Source organism: Bacillus sp. FSL R5-0286 (assembly GCF_038593245.1).
In the GTDB taxonomy this organism is placed as follows: domain Bacteria; phylum Bacillota; class Bacilli; order Bacillales; family Bacillaceae; genus Bacillus; species Bacillus altitudinis.
Genome location: NZ_CP151977.1, coordinates 2,771,339 through 2,792,139, shown reverse-complemented (window position 1 = coordinate 2,792,139; position 20,801 = coordinate 2,771,339). Strand labels below are relative to the sequence as shown.

25 protein-coding genes and 11 tRNA genes are annotated in these 20,801 nt (G+C 41.6%); 25 read left to right on the top strand and 11 right to left on the bottom strand.

All coding sequences use genetic code 11. The annotated features are described in order from the left end of the window. The first annotated feature begins 4 nt into the window (after positions 1-4). The 11 genes from NST24_RS14400 to NST24_RS14350 all read left to right on the top strand — a co-directional run bounded on the left by NST24_RS14400 (position 5) and on the right by NST24_RS14350 (position 993). Positions 5-81: transfer RNA gene (locus NST24_RS14400), tRNA-Ile, on the top strand. Between the two features lie 7 nt (positions 82-88). Further along, a tRNA-Ser gene (locus tag NST24_RS14395) sits at positions 89-181 on the top strand. A 22-nt stretch (positions 182-203) separates the two neighbouring features. Next, a tRNA-Met gene (locus NST24_RS14390) sits at positions 204-280 on the top strand. A gap of 15 nt (positions 281-295) precedes the next feature. Further along, positions 296-372: transfer RNA gene (locus NST24_RS14385), tRNA-Asp, on the top strand. A gap of 17 nt (positions 373-389) precedes the next feature. Further along, positions 390-462: transfer RNA gene (locus tag NST24_RS14380), tRNA-Phe, on the top strand. 24 nt (positions 463-486) lie between these two features. Further along, a tRNA-His gene (locus NST24_RS14375) sits at positions 487-562 on the top strand. A gap of 10 nt (positions 563-572) precedes the next feature. Beyond that, positions 573-646 (top strand) — tRNA-Gly (locus tag NST24_RS14370). A gap of 16 nt (positions 647-662) precedes the next feature. Continuing rightward, positions 663-739: transfer RNA gene (locus NST24_RS14365), tRNA-Ile, on the top strand. Between the two features lie 6 nt (positions 740-745). After that, positions 746-820 (top strand) — tRNA-Asn (locus NST24_RS14360). A 3-nt stretch (positions 821-823) separates the two neighbouring features. Then, a tRNA-Ser gene (locus tag NST24_RS14355) sits at positions 824-914 on the top strand. 7 nt (positions 915-921) lie between these two features. After that, positions 922-993 (top strand) — tRNA-Glu (locus NST24_RS14350). Positions 994-1,069: 76 nt separating this feature from the next. Here NST24_RS14350 and NST24_RS14345 read toward each other — a convergent pair. The 3 genes from NST24_RS14345 to NST24_RS14335 all read right to left on the bottom strand — a co-directional run bounded on the left by NST24_RS14345 (position 1,070) and on the right by NST24_RS14335 (position 3,427). Further along, positions 1,070-1,546, bottom strand: coding sequence for a tryptophan-rich sensory protein (locus tag NST24_RS14345; protein ID WP_008342900.1), 477 nt, complete (start codon positions 1,544-1,546; stop codon positions 1,070-1,072). 87 nt (positions 1,547-1,633) lie between these two features. Next, the gene (locus tag NST24_RS14340; RefSeq protein ID WP_100325619.1) at positions 1,634-2,368 is read right to left on the bottom strand and encodes a TraR/DksA C4-type zinc finger protein; all 735 of its coding nucleotides are present in this window, start codon (positions 2,366-2,368) and stop codon (positions 1,634-1,636) included. 120 nt (positions 2,369-2,488) lie between these two features. Further along, complete coding sequence (locus NST24_RS14335) at positions 2,489-3,427, bottom strand: 1,4-dihydroxy-2-naphthoate polyprenyltransferase (protein WP_125590933.1); 939 nt, start codon at positions 3,425-3,427, stop codon at positions 2,489-2,491. Positions 3,428-3,810: 383 nt separating this feature from the next. Between NST24_RS14335 and NST24_RS14330 the strand changes: the two genes are divergently transcribed. From NST24_RS14330 to menC, 6 genes are all read left to right on the top strand, one after another. Continuing rightward, a complete protein-coding gene (locus NST24_RS14330) occupies positions 3,811-5,229 on the top strand; it encodes an isochorismate synthase MenF (RefSeq protein ID WP_342461919.1) in 1,419 nt (472 codons plus the stop codon). Then, a complete protein-coding gene (gene menD, locus NST24_RS14325; protein WP_342461918.1) occupies positions 5,222-6,964 on the top strand; it encodes a 2-succinyl-5-enolpyruvyl-6-hydroxy-3-cyclohexene-1-carboxylic-acid synthase in 1,743 nt (580 codons plus the stop codon). Before NST24_RS14330 ends, menD begins: the two co-directional genes overlap by 8 nt. Then, positions 6,949-7,779: a 2-succinyl-6-hydroxy-2,4-cyclohexadiene-1-carboxylate synthase gene (gene menH, locus NST24_RS14320; RefSeq protein WP_342461917.1), complete on the top strand. Its 831-nt coding sequence runs from the start codon at positions 6,949-6,951 to the stop codon at positions 7,777-7,779. The genes menD and menH overlap by 16 nt, the downstream gene beginning before the upstream one ends. A 14-nt stretch (positions 7,780-7,793) precedes the next feature. Continuing rightward, positions 7,794-8,612 carry a 1,4-dihydroxy-2-naphthoyl-CoA synthase gene (gene menB / locus NST24_RS14315; protein WP_039168312.1) on the top strand — a complete coding sequence of 273 codons (819 nt, stop codon included), beginning with the start codon at positions 7,794-7,796 and terminating at the stop codon, positions 8,610-8,612. Positions 8,613-8,682: 70 nt separating this feature from the next. Next, positions 8,683-10,143, top strand: a complete 1,461-nt coding sequence (locus NST24_RS14310) for an o-succinylbenzoate--CoA ligase (RefSeq protein ID WP_342461916.1) — start codon at positions 8,683-8,685, stop codon at positions 10,141-10,143. Beyond that, on the top strand, positions 10,130-11,254 hold the full coding sequence (gene menC, locus NST24_RS14305) for an o-succinylbenzoate synthase (protein WP_008342917.1): 1,125 nt from the start codon (positions 10,130-10,132) through the stop codon (positions 11,252-11,254). The genes NST24_RS14310 and menC overlap by 14 nt, the downstream gene beginning before the upstream one ends. Before the next feature lie 105 nt (positions 11,255-11,359). Here the strand turns inward: menC and NST24_RS14300 are convergent, their stop codons facing one another. From NST24_RS14300 to NST24_RS14285, 4 genes are all read right to left on the bottom strand, one after another. Next, positions 11,360-11,551: a hypothetical protein gene (locus NST24_RS14300; protein ID WP_024720421.1), complete on the bottom strand. Its 192-nt coding sequence runs from the start codon at positions 11,549-11,551 to the stop codon at positions 11,360-11,362. 25 nt (positions 11,552-11,576) lie between these two features. Then, positions 11,577-11,735, bottom strand: a complete 159-nt coding sequence (locus tag NST24_RS14295) for a DUF1540 domain-containing protein (RefSeq protein ID WP_008360682.1) — start codon at positions 11,733-11,735, stop codon at positions 11,577-11,579. Between the two features lie 68 nt (positions 11,736-11,803). Then, complete coding sequence (locus NST24_RS14290; RefSeq protein WP_342462635.1) at positions 11,804-12,850, bottom strand: cytochrome d ubiquinol oxidase subunit II; 1,047 nt, start codon at positions 12,848-12,850, stop codon at positions 11,804-11,806. A 22-nt stretch (positions 12,851-12,872) separates the two neighbouring features. Then, positions 12,873-14,204, bottom strand: coding sequence for a cytochrome ubiquinol oxidase subunit I (locus NST24_RS14285; protein ID WP_035391038.1), 1,332 nt, complete (start codon positions 14,202-14,204; stop codon positions 12,873-12,875). Positions 14,205-14,379: 175 nt separating this feature from the next. Between NST24_RS14285 and NST24_RS14280 the strand changes: the two genes are divergently transcribed. Beyond that, positions 14,380-14,622 carry a type B 50S ribosomal protein L31 gene (locus NST24_RS14280; RefSeq protein WP_017358374.1) on the top strand — a complete coding sequence of 81 codons (243 nt, stop codon included), beginning with the start codon at positions 14,380-14,382 and terminating at the stop codon, positions 14,620-14,622. A gap of 77 nt (positions 14,623-14,699) precedes the next feature. Here the strand turns inward: NST24_RS14280 and NST24_RS14275 are convergent, their stop codons facing one another. Next, positions 14,700-15,692, bottom strand: coding sequence for a zinc ABC transporter substrate-binding protein (locus tag NST24_RS14275; protein WP_024719324.1), 993 nt, complete (start codon positions 15,690-15,692; stop codon positions 14,700-14,702). Positions 15,693-15,905: 213 nt separating this feature from the next. Here NST24_RS14275 and NST24_RS14270 point away from each other — a divergent pair, with 213 nt between their 5' ends. Next, entirely contained in the window at positions 15,906-16,472 is a 567-nt protein-coding gene (locus NST24_RS14270; protein ID WP_017358372.1) for a carbonic anhydrase, read from the top strand. Position 16,473: 1 nt separating this feature from the next. On the opposite strand, the gene yidD is transcribed toward NST24_RS14270, so the two are convergent. Beyond that, positions 16,474-16,698: a membrane protein insertion efficiency factor YidD gene (yidD, locus tag NST24_RS14265; RefSeq protein ID WP_008342933.1), complete on the bottom strand. Its 225-nt coding sequence runs from the start codon at positions 16,696-16,698 to the stop codon at positions 16,474-16,476. A gap of 128 nt (positions 16,699-16,826) precedes the next feature. On the opposite strand from yidD, the gene NST24_RS14260 reads away from it, so the two are divergent. Further along, a complete protein-coding gene (locus NST24_RS14260; RefSeq protein ID WP_008342935.1) occupies positions 16,827-17,300 on the top strand; it encodes an S-ribosylhomocysteine lyase in 474 nt (157 codons plus the stop codon). Between the two features lie 123 nt (positions 17,301-17,423). Next, on the top strand, positions 17,424-17,861 hold the full coding sequence (locus tag NST24_RS14255; protein WP_008342936.1) for a FixH family protein: 438 nt from the start codon (positions 17,424-17,426) through the stop codon (positions 17,859-17,861). Between the two features lie 8 nt (positions 17,862-17,869). Here NST24_RS14255 and ytzI read toward each other — a convergent pair whose 3' ends face one another. Continuing rightward, positions 17,870-18,016: a YtzI protein gene (gene ytzI, locus NST24_RS14250; protein ID WP_017358370.1), complete on the bottom strand. Its 147-nt coding sequence runs from the start codon at positions 18,014-18,016 to the stop codon at positions 17,870-17,872. Between the two features lie 131 nt (positions 18,017-18,147). Between ytzI and NST24_RS14245 the strand changes: the two genes are divergently transcribed. The 4 genes from NST24_RS14245 to NST24_RS14230 all read left to right on the top strand — a co-directional run bounded on the left by NST24_RS14245 (position 18,148) and on the right by NST24_RS14230 (position 19,815). After that, positions 18,148-18,585, top strand: a complete 438-nt coding sequence (locus NST24_RS14245; RefSeq protein WP_007501934.1) for a Dps family protein — start codon at positions 18,148-18,150, stop codon at positions 18,583-18,585. A 124-nt stretch (positions 18,586-18,709) separates the two neighbouring features. Further along, positions 18,710-18,901, top strand: coding sequence for a hypothetical protein (locus NST24_RS14240; protein WP_008342942.1), 192 nt, complete (start codon positions 18,710-18,712; stop codon positions 18,899-18,901). Between the two features lie 157 nt (positions 18,902-19,058). Beyond that, positions 19,059-19,463 (top strand): phage holin family protein, encoded by a 405-nt coding sequence (locus tag NST24_RS14235; protein WP_008342944.1) that lies wholly within the window; start codon positions 19,059-19,061, stop codon positions 19,461-19,463. Between the two features lie 43 nt (positions 19,464-19,506). Then, positions 19,507-19,815: a hypothetical protein gene (locus tag NST24_RS14230; RefSeq protein WP_008342945.1), complete on the top strand. Its 309-nt coding sequence runs from the start codon at positions 19,507-19,509 to the stop codon at positions 19,813-19,815. 193 nt (positions 19,816-20,008) lie between these two features. Here the strand turns inward: NST24_RS14230 and NST24_RS14225 are convergent, their stop codons facing one another. Continuing rightward, on the bottom strand, positions 20,009-20,791 hold the full coding sequence (locus NST24_RS14225) for an AIM24 family protein (RefSeq protein WP_039168326.1): 783 nt from the start codon (positions 20,789-20,791) through the stop codon (positions 20,009-20,011). Between the last annotated feature and the right edge of the window lie 10 nt (positions 20,792-20,801).

Here is a 20,801-nt window from a genome sequence, read left to right as displayed (position 1 = left end):
TAAAGGACCTTTAGCTCAGTTGGTTAGAGCAGACGGCTCATAACCGTCCGGTCGTAGGTTCGAGTCCTACAAGGTCCACCATCTATACGGAGGAATACCCAAGTCCGGCTGAAGGGATCGGTCTTGAAAACCGACAGGGGTGTCAAAGCCCGCGGGGGTTCGAATCCCTCTTCCTCCGCCATATTTTTAAAAAATGATATCATCGCGGGGTGGAGCAGTTCGGTAGCTCGTCGGGCTCATAACCCGAAGGTCGCAGGTTCAAATCCTGCCCCCGCAACCAAATTTTTTCTCTATTGGTCCGGTAGTTCAGTTGGTTAGAATGCCTGCCTGTCACGCAGGAGGTCGCGGGTTCGAGTCCCGTCCGGACCGCCATTTTCAAATGAATACTTGGCTCGGTAGCTCAGTTGGTAGAGCAACGGACTGAAAATCCGTGTGTCGGCGGTTCGATTCCGTCCCGAGCCACTTTTACAAATAAATATCAGTATGGCGGTTGTGGCGAAGTGGTTAACGCACCAGATTGTGGCTCTGGCACTCGTGGGTTCGATTCCCATCAATCGCCCCATACATATTTTGCGGGTGTAGTTTAGTGGTAAAACCTCAGCCTTCCAAGCTGATGTCGTGGGTTCGATTCCCATCACCCGCTCCATTTGCATATCGTTCATGGGCCTGTAGCTCAGCTGGTTAGAGCGCACGCCTGATAAGCGTGAGGTCGGTGGTTCGAGTCCACTCAGGCCCACCATGACTTTCCGCAGTAGCTCAGTGGTAGAGCTATCGGCTGTTAACCGATCGGTCGTAGGTTCGAATCCTACCTGCGGAGCCAAATGGAGAAGTACTCAAGTGGCTGAAGAGGCGCCCCTGCTAAGGGTGTAGGTCGCGCAAGCGGCGCGAGGGTTCAAATCCCTCCTTCTCCGCCATTTTTCTGGCCCGTTGGTCAAGCGGTTAAGACACCGCCCTTTCACGGCGGTAACACGGGTTCGAATCCCGTACGGGTCATTTTTTAAAGAGGTCTAATAAAGACCTCTTTTTTATTTTCCACAAAACGAAAGACCGCCATCATAGCGGTCTTTTCTTACATATTCATGGAATAGATCGTATAAGACAAGTATGTCGCAAAGAATCCCCATAAAACATAAGGAATCAATAAAATTGGGACAACATTGCTTAGTTTACGTGAGACGATGACAAGCGCGAGTGCTGTCAGTGCTACAAGCAGGCAGTCGATCGTAGCTGCAAATAAATCTTTTTGTGTAAATTGAAAAAAGCTAAAGGCTTGATTGAATACATAATTTAAAAGAAACAGAATCCAAAATGGTAATGTGATTTTTTGAAAACCGTACTTTGCATAAATGATGGCGGCAGATAACGAAATGAGGGCGAATAAGACAGCCCAGACCGCACCGATGACACCACCACTAGGTGTCCATTCAGGTTTATTTAGTGCGTCATACCATTCTCTGTCGATAGGGAACAGGAACCCTGCAATAGAAAATAATGCGTATGTAATAAAGAAGACGATAACCGCCCAAATGATACTTTTTTTAGCCATCCAGAAATCTCCTCCCAATCAATTCATTCTTCAACTTATTTCCCAATTATTACATGATATAAACATCAAGCCCCCAATATGTGGGGACTAATGATTTTTTTTAGTATAAGGATCTTCTTCGTACGGCTTCAAGTCACCAAACACCGTCATGACGCCTTCTTCATCTAATGCTTCTTCATAAGCTTCGTGTGCTTTATTTGGATAGACCTTGCTTGCTTTTCCTTCAATATCAGCAGCTGCAAACCCTTCATAGTCTTCCACATAATCTTCATCTTCTGATTGTGTATACACATCATCGTATGTCAATGGAGGAAATTCCATATCGGATGGGGTATCAGAGTTCCCATAGCGTTCTACGTCTTGGTAGGCATCTTCTCCATCATATGCAGCACTATCTTCATTTTCAAATTGCCCTGAGGGCGGACTTAATAAGTCCTCTTCAATGGGACGGTTTTGTGAAACGGTCTGTTCTTTTGAATGCTCTGTGCATGTGACGGCGGTGGGAAGGGCTTCTAAGCGTTCTTTAGGAATAGGGGCTTTACACACTTTACACAAACCATAAGAGCCGTCTGCCATTGCTTGGAGTGCTTCATTGATATCGGAAAGATGCTCATGTTCCAAACTGTTTAAGGCAATGTCTTTTCCGCGTTCGAATAGTTCTGTCCCTTGGTCGCCAGGGTGGTTATCATAGGCTGACAGTTCGCCCACTGAATCATAAGGAAATGATACTTTCTGTTCATCATCATGGCTTTTGGCTTCAATTTCTTGTTTTTCATCGAGAAGTCGCTGCTTCAACTGATGTAATTCGTTTTTAGACAACAAAGCGATCACCCTTTCATATCAAACATATTGTTAGTATGAGCAAATTTTTATGTAAGACTTGTGCCAATTTGAAGCAATTCTTCAATAAAAAACGCCTGCGGCTGCAGGCGTTTCGTCGTATTATGCGAGATAATATTGTAAGATCAATGCGATCGTTAACAGGAAACCAAAAAACGTATTGGTTTGTGCTGTCGACTTCATGGCATTCATTAATTCAATTGGTTTTTCTTTTTGCTTAAATTCTTTAATGGCTGTATAAGCTTTTGGCACACTGAGTAAGACAAGAAGACTCCAAAGACCCACGATATCCATAAAGATATAAACAAAAATGAGTACATATGAGATCACAAACATGGAAAGTAGGATGTTGACTGCCGCTTTACGTCCAGCTAGGATAGCAAGTGTCTTTCGTCCATTCTCTTTATCACCGTCTAAATCACGGATATTGTTCGACAGTAAGATGGCACCAACTAAAATAGAGATGGGTATTGAAATGAGCACAGCTTTTGATGTCAATGTTCCTGTTTGGATATAGAAACTAATTAAAATGATGCCTAGTCCCATAAAAGCACCTGATACAAGTTCTCCAAATGGTGTATAAGCAATTGGTACAGGGCCACCGGTATAAAAATAGCCTGCTGCCATACAAATTAGTCCTATGAGTGCAATCCACCAGCTAGACATCATGCAAATATAGATCCCAAGTAATAAAGAAAGCGCAAATAAGGCATAAGCGAGGCCTAAAACTGTTTTTGGTTTTACACCGTTTCTCACGATCGCTCCGCCGATACCGACAGATTTCTCATTGTCCAATCCGCGAACATAATCAAAGTACTCATTAAACATGTTCGTTGCAATTTGGATAAACATCGATGCAAATAGCATAGCTAAAAATAGCCCAACATGTATTTGACCACTCGGAAGTGCTAGGACAGTTCCTAAAGTAACGGGAATAAATGCCGCTGTTAATGTATGCGGTCGTAGTAAATTCCACCAAATCCGCCAGTTCTTATCAGGCTTAATTGGTGAAAGCTGATCTGATATCGATTGATGCTGCATAAAATATACTCCTTTAAATAAAAAAATACGTACACGTCCAAATTCCAGTTTAGCAAAGTTCAAAAAGGTGTCAATATATTGATGCGATGAAACAAGAAAAAGATGTTTGCTAATCGTTCCCATCTAGAGAGAAAGCTTGATCTTCGAACAGGTCTTACCATTTTTTAAGGGATGTTCTCATTTCAATATGCGGGAGCGAAAAAATCTTGAAAGCGTGATATAATAAGGATTCGAGGTTTTAAAAGCTGTTTTCTTTACTAAGTTCATCTGTTAAGGTTTATAATAGAAAAGCAGGTCATTCGACATACTCGAATGTTCATGTATTTTTTTACATGATGGTTTTATTTTTATATGTTATTTCATGGATTTTGGAGGAATGTATCATGGTGACAACAGTGCAAAGTACTTTCCGGCAGGAAGCGCTTGCGACATTAGAAGAAGCGAATAACGTCAACCATGCTGTTTTGATAAGCTACTCCAGAAGAGTTGACGATCTGGATCCTCTTGCCTTTTTCCAAAGCGGCGAAGCGGATTTTTTAGGCGAGCGGTTTTTTTGGTCTGATCCAGAAAGCCAAATGATATTTTCTGGACTTGGCAGAGCGGCCGTGATTAAATCATCAGAGCAAGGCAAAGAACGATTCAATATCGTCCATCAAGAATGGGAGCAGCTGAAACAGCATATGTTCCATTTTCATGATGAGAAGGAGTTAAAGCAAGCGGCAGTTGGTCCGCTTTTATTTGGAGGATTTTCATTTGATCCATACGAAGAGAAGGCGCGTCACTGGGAAGCATTTGGCGAGGCTCATTTTTTTGTGCCATCGATGATGCTGACTGTTTCAAAAGAAGGCACGTTTCTAACGATCAATGAATGGAACGAGGTGGACGGGAATGTTCATCAGCTCATTCAAGAGTTAGAACAGAAAGCTTCTAATTTTGATGCATTGCCTGTCAGAAATCATGGACAAGCTGAGCTTGTTCATATGGAAGAGTTAGATGTCCAGGAATGGATGAAAGCAATCCATGAAGCGACAGAACACATTCGTGTGAACGAATATGAAAAGGTTGTTTTAGCAAGAGAAGTCTTGCTTCACTATAAATATCAAATAGAACTCGCTCCACTATTAGCAGAATTACTAAAACATCAAACAACGAGTTATGTATTTGCTATAGAGCAGGGAAGACAAGCATTTGTCGGGGCGACGCCTGAACGTTTAGTGAAAAAAAGCGGTGGTGAAGTGTTTTCATCGTGTTTGGCAGGTTCCATTGTACGTGGTCAAGATGAAGTAGAAGATCAGGCACTAGGTGAGGAACTGCTTCATGATGAGAAAAATTTGATTGAACATCAAATTGTCGTGAATATGATTGAGCAGGCATTTGAAGCAAACTGCCATCATGTGCATAAGCCAAATCAACCAAGTCTTTATAAAACGAAAAACATTCAGCATTTATTTACACCCATTGTGGGAGAAATTAAAAGCAGCTGTTCACTCTTTTCATTAATTGAACAGCTTCATCCAACACCAGCGCTTGGAGGATATCCTAAGGAAAAAGCGGTAGAGGTGATTCGTGAAATCGAACCGTTGAAACGTGGTTGGTATGCGGCGCCAGTGGGATGGATTGATTCTAAGGACAATGGAGAATTTGCTGTCGCCATTCGATCAGGTCTTATTGAGGAAGACCAAGTTCGTTTGTTTGCTGGATGTGGAATTGTAGAGGATTCCCTTGCAAAACAAGAGTATGAAGAAACGCAAGTGAAATTAAGACCAATGCTGTCTGCTCTTGGAGGTCGTCCTATTGAATAATCAAATCATGACAAGATATATTGGCAGATTAATGGATGAATTTGTGCAAAGTGGTGTGAATGAGGCAGTTGTTTGTCCTGGCTCCCGTTCAACACCGCTTGCGATGCTCGCTCTTGCTCATCAAGAAATCAATGTCCATGTGTTAGTAGATGAACGGTCTGCTGCTTTTTATGCACTGGGTCTTGCGAAAGCGAGCCAAACACCAGTGCTACTCATTTGTACATCAGGTACGGCAGCAGCTAACTTTTACCCAGCTGTTGTCGAGGCACATTATTCTCGGGTACCATTGATTGTTTTAACTGCTGATCGGCCGCACGAATTGAGGGAGGTTGGGGCACCTCAAGCGATTGATCAGCAATTCTTATTCGGTAAGTTTGTTAAATGGTTCACAGACTTAGCCTTGCCAGAAGAAAGCCAAACGATGCTGCGGTATGTCCAAACTACTGCTGCTAGGGCAAGTCATGTGTCTATGCAGCAGCCAAAGGGACCAGTTCAGGTGAATGTGCCGCTGAGAGAACCATTGCTACCTGACTTGTCTATTGATCCTTTTGATAGAGAAGAAGAAGCTGCGAACAAAGTTTTAGCAGCAGGTCAAGCTCGTCCGGATGATCGGGTTATGTCAGAATTAGTGTCTATCATGAACAAAGCGGCAAAAGGAATCATTGTTGCTGGTGAACTTCACTCGCCGGAAGAGCAGGCGTCAGTGTTACGTCTTGCAAAAGCTTTGCATCTGCCTATTTTAGCTGACCCGCTTTCTCTTTTGCGAAATGGACATGAAAGTGAAGAATACATCATAGATGCATACGATTCTTTGTTAAAAGATGAGGCATTGCAGCAGCATCTCTTGCCTGAAATGGTCATTCGTTTTGGACCGATGCCTGTGTCTAAGCCATTATTTAAGTGGCTAGAAAAGCATGCGGAAGTGAAGCAGATTGTCGTCGATGCTGCGGGTGGTTATCGAGATCCTGGTTTAAGCGCATCATACATGATTGAAAGTCATGCAGCCTCTTTTGTAGAAGAAGTCTTGATGAGAGCGGAAAAGCGTCAGGATACATCTTATTTACGACGCTGGCAGAGTGTCAATTCTTCTTTTAGAATGCATGTAAATCAATACAATGATGAGGACCTGACATTTGAGGGAAATGTGTATCGTCAGCTGCAGCACCTTTTGCCAAAAGAGAGTGTGCTCTTTATCGGAAATAGTATGCCTATTCGAGATGTCGATACCTTTTTTGAAACGCAGTCAAAACCGTTTCGGATGATGGCGAATCGCGGAACAAATGGTATTGATGGTGTTGTGTCCACAGCTCTTGGAACATATGCAGCCTTGAAACAACCCATCACTTTAGTCATCGGCGATTTATCTTTTTACCATGATATGAACGGTCTTCTTGCAGCTAAGCTAATGGACATTCCGCTCACGGTTGTATTGTTAAACAATGATGGTGGAGGAATCTTTTCTTTCCTTCCGCAGGCATCCGATGAACCGTATTATGAAAAGCTCTTTGGTACGCCGACTGGGTTGAATTTTGAGTATGCATCAAAGCTATATGGGGGAACCTATTCGAAGCCAACAACGAAAGAAGAGTTAAAAGATGTGTACTTGGCGCATATCCAAGAACCAGGGCTTCATTTAATTGAGATTGAAACTGACCGGCATTCTCGCGTGGGCAAACATCGCCAAATGATGGACGAGATATTGAGGGAAGTGAAAAAAGAATGCCTTCACTCATAATACGAATGCACGATGGAGTGGCGTATGAGGTGATAGACCATAATCCATCTGCTGAAAATGCCACGTTATGTTTACATGGCTTTACAGGGAGTGCAGCTTCTTGGGCTTTTTTGAATACTTATACAGAAAAACATACGAGATTGATTCAGGTCAGCTTGCTTGGACATGGTCGCACAGACTCACCAAAGAGTATAAGAAGATATGCAATGTCCCAACAGCTGGCAGATCTTGCTGAGATTTTAGATCAATTAAAGCTTCACAAAGTGAACATTCTCGGATATTCTATGGGAGGGCGTATTGCTTTATCATTTGCCTCCCGTTATCCAGAACGTGTAAACAAACTGATTCTTGAGAGTACATCTCCAGGGCTGAACTCTTTTAAAGAGCGGATGGCGAGGCTGAATCATGATCATCAGTTAGCTCAAAAGATCAGACATGAAGGGTTAGCGCAGTTTGTGGATTTTTGGGAGAACATTCCGCTGTTTGCTTCGCAGAAATCCTTGCCAGCGGACAGGCTAACGCAACTGAGAGAGGGAAGGCTAAAAGCCGATCCTAACGGGCTGGCTCGCAGCTTAGAAGGTATAGGAACCGGTTCACAGCCGTCTATGTGGCAAGCATTAAAGCAGATAAAACAGCCTGTTTTACTCATTTGCGGAACACTTGATAAAAAGTTTTGTCACATCGCCAAACGTATGCAGCAGGCGCTTGAATACAGTCAATTCACAGTAGCAAAGCATGCCGGGCATACAGTTCATGTGGAACAACCACATTTTTTTGGTAAAATAGTAAGTGAGTTTATTTTATCGCAAGATTAGAGGAGGAAATATTGATGGCTATTGAATGGCAAACTGAGCGTCAGTATGACGAAATTTTATATGAAACATATAATGGGATTGCAAAAATCACCATTAACCGTCCGCACGTACATAATGCCTTTACACCAAAGACCGTAAGTGAATTAATTGATGCATTCTCACGTGCTCGTGACAATTCAGAAGTTGGTGTCATTGTCCTTGCAGGTGCTGGAGGTAAAGCATTCTGTTCTGGTGGAGACCAAAAAGTACGCGGTCATGGCGGCTATGTAGGAGACGATCAAATTCCGCGTCTAAACGTCTTAGACTTACAGCGTTTAATTCGTGTCATTCCAAAACCAGTTATTGCGATGGTTGCGGGCTATGCGATTGGCGGCGGGCATGTGCTTCATGTCGTGTGTGACCTGACCATTGCAGCAGACAATGCAATTTTTGGACAAACAGGACCAAAAGTGGGCAGCTTTGATGCTGGTTATGGATCTGGCTATCTTGCACGTATTGTGGGTCATAAGAAAGCAAGAGAAATCTGGTACTTATGCCGTCAATACAATGCACAAGAAGCGCTTGATATGGGACTGGTCAACACAGTTGTACCATTGGAGCAGCTGGAAGAAGAAACAGTGAAGTGGTGTGAGGACATGCTAGAAAAGAGCCCTACTGCTTTACGATTCTTGAAAGCTGCATTTAATGCGGACACAGATGGATTAGCTGGTATTCAGCAATTTGCAGGAGATGCGACCCTTCTTTATTACACAACAGATGAAGCAAAAGAAGGACGCGATTCCTTTAAGGAAAAACGGAAGCCAGACTTCGGTCAGTTCCCTCGTTTCCCTTGATTCAATGATATGGATGAAAACAGCTTAGTGCATCAGACTGAGCTGTTTTCTTTTATGAAAAGGAGGTGTCATGATGAAGCAACCGAATTGGCTGCTGCACCGTGCGTATTTAACGCCAGACCGGGTCGCACTCATTTATCAAGACAAAGAGTGGACATTTCGTGATTTAGCGAATGATGTAGACCAACTTGCGAATCGACTGACACGTGCATCTTTTAAAAAAGGGGATACGGTTGCGATTTTAATGAACAACCATCCTCATATGGTCATGCTTGTTCACGCTTGTTTTTTATTAGGCTTCAAGATTGTGTTATTGAACAATAGGTTAACAAAAGCAGAGAGACGTTTTCAGCTGGAAGATGCGAAAGTCATGGCTTTATTAACAGAGCCTGCATATGCAAATGAGCATCATGGTGATTTACCTGTTTATACAATAGAGACTTTACCTGATGCAGATCATGATATGGAAAAGAAGGTCGTACATGATATTGATTTAAATGAGACGGCGACGATTATGTATACATCTGGAACGACAGGACGCCCTAAAGGGGTGGAGCAAACGTTTGGTAATCATTTTCATAGTGCTGTTTCCTCGGCATTGAATTTAGGGATCAGGGAGGACGACCGCTGGCTCATTGCCTTGCCTCTTTTTCATATAAGCGGTTTATCCGCTATATTTAAATCTGTCATATACGGTATGACTGTCGTGCTTCATCAAAAGTTTGATGTTGATGAAGTCAAGAATGCTATTGAACAGCATCGAGTGACGATGTTGTCAGTTGTTCAAACCATGCTGTCCCGTTTATTAAGTGGACTTGAAGAATGTCCGTCTTCTTTGCGCTGTCTGCTGTTAGGCGGAGGCCCTGCACCTTATGCGATGCTTCAAGAGAGTAAGGAGAAAGGATTTCCTGTGTTTCAATCGTACGGTATGACGGAGACCTGCTCGCAAATTGTGACACTTGCGCCAGAATTTAGTGTGGAAAAGCTTGGATCAGCGGGAAAACCCCTTTTTGGGTGTGAATTAAAGATTCAAGATGAGGACCGTCCGTGTCGTCCTTTTGAGCATGGTGAAATCATGGTGAAAGGTGCAAATGTCATGAAAGGCTACCTTTATCGTCAAGAGGCAACAGCTGCTGCATTTGAGCAGGGCTGGCTGAAAACGGGTGATATTGGCTATGTAGATGAGGACGGATTCTTATTTGTGCTTGATCGGCGGTCAGACTTAATTATTTCTGGCGGAGAAAATATTTATCCAGCAGAAATTGAAGCAGTTCTTTTAACACATCCAAATGTAAAGGAAGCCGGAGTGACGGGTATATATGATAAAAAATGGGGAGAGGTACCTGCTGCCTTCCTTGTGACAGATGAGCAGATTCCGGAGAATGAGCTCTATGCTTTATGTCAGTCGCAATTAGCCAAGTATAAATGGCCCGCCGCTTTTCACTTTGTGGATGAGCTGCCAAGGAATGCGTCGAATAAATTGCAGAGGCACAGACTCAAATCAAAGGGGTTTTTAGATGATTCAAATTGAACGTGTGATCTTATATCATGTCACGATGAAACTCAAACAGCCATTTACAACGAGCCTTGGGACCATTTCAGAGCGTGAGTTTATTATTGTCGAGGTCAAAGATCAAACAGGATTAACTGGATGGGGAGAGGTATCTGCCTTCTCTTCTCCGTGGTATACAGAAGAAACCATCGAGACCTGCTATCACATGCTCAGGGCTTTCTTTATCCCGAACGTGCTGACCCGATCTTTTACACATCCTTCGGACATACCAGACAGCTTGTACCATTTTAAAGGCAATAGAATGGCCAAAGCGGGAATTGAGGCAGCTGTGTGGGATATTTATGCGAAGCGAGAAAATAAGTCCTTACGTGACGTCTTAGGCGGTACTAGAGATAGAATTCCATCTGGTGTCGTTGCGGGGTTAGGACCAATAGATGATATGATTCAGCAAATCGAGCAATTTGTTGATCAAGGCTATCAGCGTGTGAAAGTGAAGATTAAGCCGGGACAAGATATTGGACTTCTACAAAAGATAAGGGAGTCTTTCCCTCACCTCCCGTTAATGGCGGATGCAAACTCTGCTTATGAATTAAAAGATATTAGCAAACTGAAGCAGCTCGACGATATTCGTTTATTAATGATTGAACAGCCTTTAGCCGCAGATGACATTGTCGATCATCGGCATTTGCAAAAGCATTTAAAAACACCAATCTGTTTGGATGAAAGTATTTGTTCTTTAGATGATGCGAGAAAAGCTGTAGAACTTGGAAGCTGTCAGATTATTAATGTGAAGCCTTCACGAGTTGGAGGGCTGACTGAAGCACTTAAAATTCATGCGTTCTGCAAGGAGCAGCAGATTCCGTTATGGTGCGGTGGAATGATTGAAACAGGCATTTCCCGCGCGCAAAACGTGGCACTTGCATCACTTCCGCAATTTACGATTCCTGGGGATATTTCAGCATCGTCGAAATATTGGGAGCAGGATATCATTTTTCCTGAAATTAAAGTTGAAAATGGGTTTATTGAAGTACCGCGTTCTCCAGGTATGGGTGTAGAAGTTGATTATCAAGCGCTTCGTTCTTTCTCAGATAAAATTGATGTGTTTACAAAACATGATTTTGTGAAATGAAAACGAATGAATCGCCATTTGCACCATCAATAGAACCACTGTATAGTTGAGGAAAGTTTTTCCTTCCTGTCTGAACAAAAAGAAAGAGCGGTCATCCGCTCTTTCTTACTCTTCTACAAGCCCGCTGTCGTAAGCAAGCTGTCCAATATACTGATGCATGTCATTGGGCATGTCGGAAACATGTCCGTATTCATAATCCCAAAGATTTAAAAAGGAGTGAGCTGCTTGATAAAATGCAGCCTCGTCCGCGTCCTGAATTTCTTCAAGAAACGTTTGAGTAAGCCGATCGTTTTTCAAAGCGAAGCGCCTCCTTTAATGAGACTTAAAGGTCTTGAGGTTTAAACGTTTTACAGTCAGTTTCTTCACTTTTCTCAGCCGTATTTCCTGTATGGCTGACGACATAAATTGCATCTGCACCACAACGATTTCCAGCATTCCAGTAGGAACAGTTGTTTACTTCACAAAGGATTTTTTGACTCATACAGATGACCTCCTTTTGAGTATGTCTTTCATCTATAATGTAACCGAAGTAAGGGGCGTTCATTCATGTTAATCTTCCTGACGAATATAACGCTTATCTTTCATAAACAATTTCCAGAAGAAGTAGAACCCAGGGAATAGGATGATAAACCCTACAATATACGTAATAAATAATGCCCTAAATGTGACGGGATCTGTAAACCCAGACATGATGGTAATATCAGGATAGGCCATATAGGGCAAATGCGCATGTCCATACACATAGCTTGCTAAGAAATATTGAATTGTAATGGCGATAACCGCTAAACGTGGTCTCCCTTTCCGATGTTTAAAGAGGCTGTTTGGTAAAAATAGAGCCAAACCTGCAAGCAAAAACATGAGCAGAGAAACAAGCAGGATCGGGATGTTCTGCATCATTTTTGTGAACAGCCAATTGGCCTCACTTCTCAGTGTGAGCATGATAAAGAAAGCCATCATGAGAGAAAGTGGACCTGTAATCAGTGCTCCTCTTCTATAAATGTTATAAGCCTCATCTTCGTTTGCAACATTAGAAAAATCAGCTAAAAGCAAAGATGAGAGGAAAAGGGTACTGAAAATCGCAAAACCTACGAAAGAATAGACATTTGCGCTTGTAAAGACCAATCCTAAATCTAATGAGTAGACATTATTCTCCTGAAAGATGAATCCACCATGTGTAATGGGGAGAACCATGATGAGGATGGACGGAATAATAAAGCCGCTAATTCCTGAAATATATGTCACGGCTTTTCTATATTTTTTAGGCAGTGAATGAGAGAAGACGAGAAATCCGCTTCGCAGTGCAAGGAGTAACAAAATAATGCTGCCAGGTATTAATAGAACAGTGCCTAGCACAAATGTTGCACCTGGAAACAGGCTAAACAAGGCAACGACGATGGCCACAATGAAGACGTTTGTTACTTCCCAAGTTGGAGAAAGATACTTATTTGCGATATTTGCGGCCTTTGTCTGCTCTTTGTTCATGTAAATCATTGACCAAAATCCTGCACCGAAATCCATTGATGCCATCACTGCATAGATAAACACGAATCCCCATAAGATGGTGATTGCAATGAGTGCATCAGTTGTTACATCCATTTGCATCAAGATCGCTCCTTTTTTAAGATTCTGTTAACCGTAAGTCTTCTTCAATTGAATGTTTTCTAAAGTAGTACGTCAGTACAATCACAGTTGCGATGCCTAAAATGAGATAGACAATGGCAAAAAGGATGAAAAGTGTACCGATAGATCCTGATGATGTGACGACTTCAGAGGTTTTGAGCATTCGATAAATCACCCATGGCTGACGGCCTGTACAGGCAAAGATCCAGCCAAATTCAATCGCCAAGAGACTAAGGGGCCCGCCAAATAAATAAAGGACAAGCAGCCATTTTGGATAATGTTCGCGTTTTAAAATTTTGCGGTAAAACAGTGCTAACACAGCAAAGAAAATGAGCAATGAGCCGATAATGACCATTCCGTTAAATAATGTGTGAATAAATAAAGGCGGCCACTCGTCCCTAGGAAAATCATTTAACCCTTTAACCACAGTATCAAAGCTATTTCCTGCAAGAAAACTAAGTGCCCAAGGGATTTCGATAGCTCCTTTGATTTCTTGCGTATTGGCATCAGTAAAACCGCCAATGGCTAGAGGCGCATGTGATTGCGTTTCAAATAATCCTTCAGCACCCGCTAATTTTTCAGGCTGATATTCATATAGAAGCTGAGCTGATTCGTGACCGTTTAAGGCTGTGAGAAAAGAGAAAAGTCCACCAACAATCAGTCCAAGAAAAAGGGCTTTTCGATGAAAGGTATAGAGCTTTTCGTTTTTTCTTGTTTTCAACATTTTAAATGCAGCGACAGAAGCAATGACAAAAGCGCCTGTTGTAAAAGCAGACAGTACTACGTGAGTAGCAGTTACAACAAAACTAGGATTGAAAAATGCCTTCCAAGGTTCGATATTCGTTATTTCTCCATTGACCATTTGAAAGCCAGCGGGTGTTCCTTCAAAAGCATGTACGTTTGTAATGAGAATCGCTGAAGCTGCTGCACCAATGACAACGAAAATAACGGTAATGATGCGCATGGCTGGTGATAAACGATCTGCTGCGTACACATAAATAGACATAAATAATGCTTCAATAAAGAAAGCATAAATTTCTATTTGAAATGGCAGTGACATGACTTTTCCGATGACCTCCATAAAACCAGGCCATAGAAGGGCAAGCTGCGTACCAGCAATGGTACCGGTTGGAATGGCAACACCTAACAGAACAGCCTGCGCTTTTGTCCATCGTTTGGCCATGATGGCATAATGCGGGTCCTTCGTTTTTTGAAAGATGAGTTCAGCTAACAAAATCATTAGCGGGATGCCTACGCCAAGCGAGGCATAAATAATATGGAAGCCCATTGTTGTGCCGAACAGACTTCTAGCTAAAACGAGATCAGTCAATTTTTTCTCCGCCTTTCTTATCGCATCTCTTTTGATGGTGTTTATTATTCTCCACCATTTTTAGATTATTCTTCCTGACTAAGAAAGCTTGTTCTTTGACAAGTTGTAAAAGAGGGAGTAGAATATAATTATAAAACGTAATCATTACGTTTTAATGATGAAGGGAGTTTTGACATTGAAAAGAGATATTCATCCAACCTCACATGAAGTTGTATTTATGGACGTAAACAGCGGTTACCGCTTCTTAAGTAGATCAACAAAGACATCACATGAGACCGTAGAGTGGGAAGATGGGAAGACTTATCCTGTCATTAAAGTAGAGACAAGCTCTGATACGCATCCATTTTATACAGGACGCCAGAAATTCGGAGAAAAAGGCGGCAGAGCGGAGCAGTTTAAGAAAAAATATCAAATGTAGACAAAGAAACACACCTGATCATGGTGTGTTTTTTTGTGCAGTAAAAAACCCCGGCTGATCGCACGGGGTTCATGAATTCATTCAACATTTAAAGCTGTTTTTAATGTGTTTAAATTTTGTTTCATTAAGCTGACATAGCTTTCGCCATTTTTAGCATCATCTTCTGTAATGGATTCTAGATTTTTCAGTGTAAGGCTTTTTGCCCCAATTTCACTGCGAATCGTATCTGATACTTTACTGCTGACGTTATTTTCAAAAATGACATACTTGATGTGATGCTTTTCTGCCTGTTGTACGATATTTTCAAGCTGTTTTTGGGAAGGCTCTTCAGAAGCAGAGAGTCCTAGTACACTGATTTGCTCAATGCCATAGCGTTTTTCCCAGTAGCCGTATGCAGCGTGGGAAACGAGAATTTCTTTATGTTCTGCTTTAGATAACGTTGTTTTGAATTCCTGATCTAACGATTGTAATTCTTTTTTTAGTGATTCATAGTTTTTTGTGTATTCGTCTTTATGATCTGGATCTAGTGAAACGAGTGTGTCTTTAATATTTTTTGCCATTTGCTGTGCATAAACAGGGTCTAGCCATGCATGGGGATCTTTATCTCCGTGGTCGTGTCCATCATGGTCATGATCTTCACCTTCATGATCGTGATCATGGTCCTCACCTTCTTCATGAGCATGTTCTTCTTGTGTTGATAATAGCTTGATGCCTTCGGCTGCTTTCACTGTTTTCACGCCTTGGTCTTTTAACGTAGAAGCCGTTTTATCAGCAAATGCTTCAGCACCTGTTCCGCTGTAAATAAAGGCATCTCCTTCGGCCATTTCAACCATCGTTTTTGAACTTGGTTCAAAGCTGTGTGCATCTGCATTGGCAGGGTACACACTTTGAGCGTTCACGTGAGAGCCGCCAATTTTTTCAGTGAAATCTTGAATAGGGAAGATCGTCGTGTAAATGGTTAATTTCCCATCTGCTTTTCCTTTTGAAGCATTTGTCCCCGCACTGCTTGAGCAAGCGGCAAGACCGACCGCTAATAAAGCAGCTGTTAAAATAAAAAAGATTTTTTTCATCTAAGAATGTCTCCTCTCAACCTATTAGATAGAAATGATTACGATTTAATGTCCTGAGTTATTGTATCGTAATAATTACGATTTGAAAAGAGGAAAATAAAAAATTTTCATCAGAAGATGTTTCCTCTAAAAAAATAGACGTCAAAACGTGACGAAATTTAAAACATTGTGCTATATTTATTTTTAAAAAAAGAAAAAGGAATGGACAAACTTATGAAACTTTTAGACGAAATCATCGAATATAACCAACAATTTATTGAAGAGAAGCGATATGAAGAGTTTACAACAACGAAGTTTCCACAGAAAAAAGCTGTCATTCTATCATGTATGGATACAAGACTTGTTGAACTGCTTCCACGCGCCATGAACATGAAAAATGGCGATATTAAAATTGTCAAAAGTGCTGGCGCTCTTGTTTCTCACCCATTTGGAAGTATTATGCGAAGCATTTTAGTGGCTGTTTATGAATTGAATGCTGACGAGGTGTACGTCATTGGGCATCACGATTGTGGTATGAGTAAAATAGACAGCGAAACACTCTTAAATAAAGCCATTGAGCGTGGTATTCCAGAAAAACGGATTGAAGTACTGGAATACTCAGGAATCGATTTTCAACAGTGGCTCAAAAGCTTTAGCTCAGTTGAAGAAAGTGTGAAAGACAGTGTATCTGTCGTTAAAAATCATCCGCTTCTTCCATCTGATGTGCCTGTACATGGTCTTGTCATTGATCCTGGAACAGGTAAGCTTGACTTAGTTGTCAATGGTTATGAAGAAAAGTAAGTTATTTTTCCTTTTTAGGCGGGACCGGATCCATGCCTCCAGGATGCAGCGGGTGACATTTTAAAATTCGTTTAATCGTGAGCCAGCCGCCTTTTAAAGCGCCATGCGTTTTGATCGCCTCTAGCCCGTAGTTTGAGCAAGTGGGGTAAAACCTGCAGCTCGGTGGTGTTAGAGGGGAAATGCATTTTTGATAAAAGCGAATGATGCCGATAAAAATTTGTTTCATAGAGGTTCCTCCTTGTCTGTCTTTTCACAGTATAAGAAAAAAGGACAAGGAAGGGAAGTTTTATAAACTAAACTGGTCGGAACAATATGTTATAATATAGGAAATTGCAATTATAGGAGTGGTGATTAATGCCTTCAGTCGAAAGCTTTGAACTTGACCATAATGCTGTAAAAGCACCTTACGTTCGTCATTGCGGCGTTCATAAAGTGGGATCAGATGGGGAAGTGAACAAATTTGATATCCGTTTTTGTCAGCCAAACAAGCAGGCAATGAAACCTGATACGATTCATACATTAGAGCATTTACTTGCGTTTAATATTAGAACACACTCAGAGAAATACGATCATTTTGATATCATCGATATTTCTCCAATGGGCTGCCAGACTGGCTACTATTTAGTTGTCAGCGGTGCACCGACACCAAGAGAGATCGTTGAACTGCTTGATGCAACATTCAAAGATGCAGTGGAAGTAACAGAAATTCCTGCTGCAAATGAAGAGCAGTGCGGTCAAGCGAAGCTTCATGATCTTGAAGGAGCAAAACGTTTAATGCGTTTCTGGCTGTCTCAGGATCAAGAAGAGCTATTAAAAGTATTTGGATAATCAGTAAGATGATGAACCGGACATATTGAATGTCCGGTTTTTTATATGAAATGAAACGAGAGCTGTTAAAATAGGGGATATTTGTTAAAATGGACATGTCAGTAAAAAAAGGGGGATACACGAATGCGGAAAATGGTAGGAATCATTTTGATGCTCGCATTACTTAGTGCATGTGGAAACTCGGCAGCGAGCAATGACAAGGGAGAAGTGCCTGAGCTATTAGAAGTCAAACTAACAGGGCCGGAGCAAGTAGAGAAAAATGAAAACGTTATCGTAAAAGCAGCTGTCACATATGGTGATACGCCTGTTGATGATGCAGATGATGTTGAATTTGAAGTGTGGAAAGATGGCGACAAGGATAACAGCAAGATGATTCAGCCAAAGAAAAAGGAGAAAGGTGTATATGAATTGCATACAGCTTTCAAACAAGATGGCCTTTATATCATACAAGTCCATGTGACAGCTAAACAGCAGCATAATATGCCGAAGACAAACATCCATGTAGGTGATGTGAAAAAAGAGAGTTCATCTACTGAAGAAGAAGATACCTCACATCATTGAAAGCGGTTTTATTTTGGGTTAGGACGTTGGTTTGGTTCAGCATCCTGTGGTGAATCGACTTTATGCTTGTAATCATAAGCCTTTGATGTCGTCCACAGTGATAAAAAGACAACGATTGAGATAATGATAAAGCTGATAATCCCAAGTAACAGCATCTAACTCCCTCCTTATTTCCATATTAACATATATTTCATGCGGTCAAAATAGAAGAAAATGATGGCAGGTTTCAGTATAATAAAAAAAGGGTAATCCCATACTAAACGCAACTACATAAGGAGGAATCAACATGTCTGAAAAATTATTAAACGTCGTCAATAAACAAGTAGCAGATTGGACTGTGCTTTACGTAAAATTACATAACTATCACTGGTATGTAAAGGGAAAAGACTTCTTTACACTCCATGAAAAATTCGAGGAATTATATACAGAAACAGCCACTTATATCGATGATTTGGCTGAGCGTATGCTCGCATTAAATGGACAACCTGTTGCGACAATGAAAGAGTGCTTAGAAATTTCTAGCATTCAAGAAGCGGAAGGCAATGAATCAGCCGAGCAAATGGTGAAAAATCTGTATGATGATTTCTCTAATATTGCAGAAGAACTTAAGCGAGGCATGGAGCTGGCTGCAGAAGTTGGCGATGAAACAACAGGTGATATGCTGCTTGCGATTCATCAATCCATTGAAAAACACAACTGGATGCTAAAAGCATACTTAGGATAAGCGAATGTGAAAGGAATGTCGATCATCAAACAGATCGGCATTCTTTTTTTGTGGATTTGTGACAGACAGCCCATTGAATTGATGGGGCTTTCAGCCGAAGAGAAAAGGGAAGGGAGGGGAGAAGATGTCCTCAATTGCAGGAATGATGAGCCAGCAAGTGGCGAGTATTCAAAAAACACTTAATATCAGTTTATTGAATTCACAGCTTGCCACGAACACAGCCCAAGCCATGGTGATGCTCGATCAAGTGCAGCAGCAGCCTCAAGCTGTTCAGCCCAAAGATTCAGACGCTACGTTTATTGATGTCAGAGTTTAACCAAGAAAGCCGCCGTCACCGGCGGCTCTTTTTATGCGCTTCACGAATTTTTTGAACAGCTAACCATGCCTTTATTTTTTGTCGTCCAAGCTATTCATCAAATGCGGCATATACTATTGAGGTAAGAAGTTCCACTATGAAAGGATGTTGATGCCAAGTGAGCAAGGATTTAGGCATCTTTTCGTTGTTTACAGTCAGTTTGTCGGCAATGGGCTTTCTGTTTGGTGGAGCAGGATATTTACTCATGATATTAGTGACACTCATGGCTATAGAATTAATTTGTTCAAGCCTAAGAGAATCTGTGACTGGACAACTTACGATGAAGCGTTTTTTGACCAGGCTTGTTCGAAAGGTTGTGACGATCTCTTTAATATCCATGGCACATTTCTTCGATGTCATGCTGAAGACTGGGGGGACAATTAAGGATTTAGCGCTCATCTTTTATATTATTTATGAATCGTACCAGATTGTCTCAACAGCCAGAGCTCTCGGAATTCCCATTCCACAGTTGTTTATTGATGTGTTAGACATGATTAAAAATAAATTGCGCAAAAAGCCGTAATTTCTTCATATCTGGTCATACTAAAGGAAAAAGGATGAATCAGATGGCGAGACACACATACTATGTATCCGTTCAAGACGGATCAATCTCACAGCACAGAGACGCGGCTGCTTGGCAATTTCAGATAGAGGCAGATGATGACCAAATCTTGCAGTTAAGAGAGTATTTTGATGAACAGTATATGACAGATTGGAAAGGTTTTTTTCGGGCGCATGTTCCATTTCTTGAATATCATTATGATAGTCCAAACGACGAAATGGATAGGAAAAGAAAAGAAATTTACTCCATGATTCATGATCTCGGTAACGAAGAGACAAAGAACTTTATTGAGACCAATGGACTGATGAATTGAAAAAGCATGTAGACAAACCCTCGCATTCTTTGTCAGGTGCTCATGAATGTCAAATTCGCTCCGCGCCAGTACTCGTTTTTCCTAGACTGCAAAGGTTTTCTATCACGCTGAAAAGAAGACAAAAGGCTAAAAGAAAGTTCATTTTAGCCTTTTGTCAACGATCTGAAAGTATGTAGAGACATTCTACATGCTTTTATTTTCGAGGCTGTAAGATACCGCCGATTAGATCACTGATTCCGCCTCTATTTTCCTGCTGTGAGTTGGTGATTTCGTGTGAGGTACTCTGACTCTGGGGTTTGTACCGGTTATCATCTATCCCGATCCGCATTCCAGATGTTCGTTCAGATGGCTGGATAATCACAATTTGGTCCTGTTCATGAAATTCAAACAAGTAGGATTCGCCTGATGTTTGTCCAATGAACGTTTTCCAGTTCACATCTAATTTGACTTTCGGTGCTTTGCCCGTCCAAGCGACAATGGCGTCAGGATCTACACGGCAAGGTGCTTTTAAAATCAGCGGGTTTCCATTTGTTTTGATGGCAACCTGCGCCCCGTGACCTTGATACGAGAGCTTTGAAGTAAATAGCCCTTTCTGTGATATAATCCCAACGCCTACTGGTGTCACGCCATAGTGACATTCTTCAGTAAAGGCAAGTAAATCTTCACTTTCCACGCTAACATGTTGCCAAGGACCGTTCGGCTCAAGATTGATGACGGTCACATGCTCGCTAGAATCAGCCAAGTAGCAAGTGCCTTGTCCACTCACTTCCATCATCTCAAGGTTTTCACCTGTTAATTTTCTGCTAATATGATTAAATACTTGGCTGACCATATTTCCTTTATTCGTCCCAAGTAATCGTTTACGGTATTGAAATGTGCCTTGATCGGCAATCATCGCGCCTTTTTTGGCAAAAAAGATCCCGTTGCCTTCTGCTTGTAAGGTCAGTTCTTCGATCGTGTTGAAATGAAATCCCATTTGTGCCAGC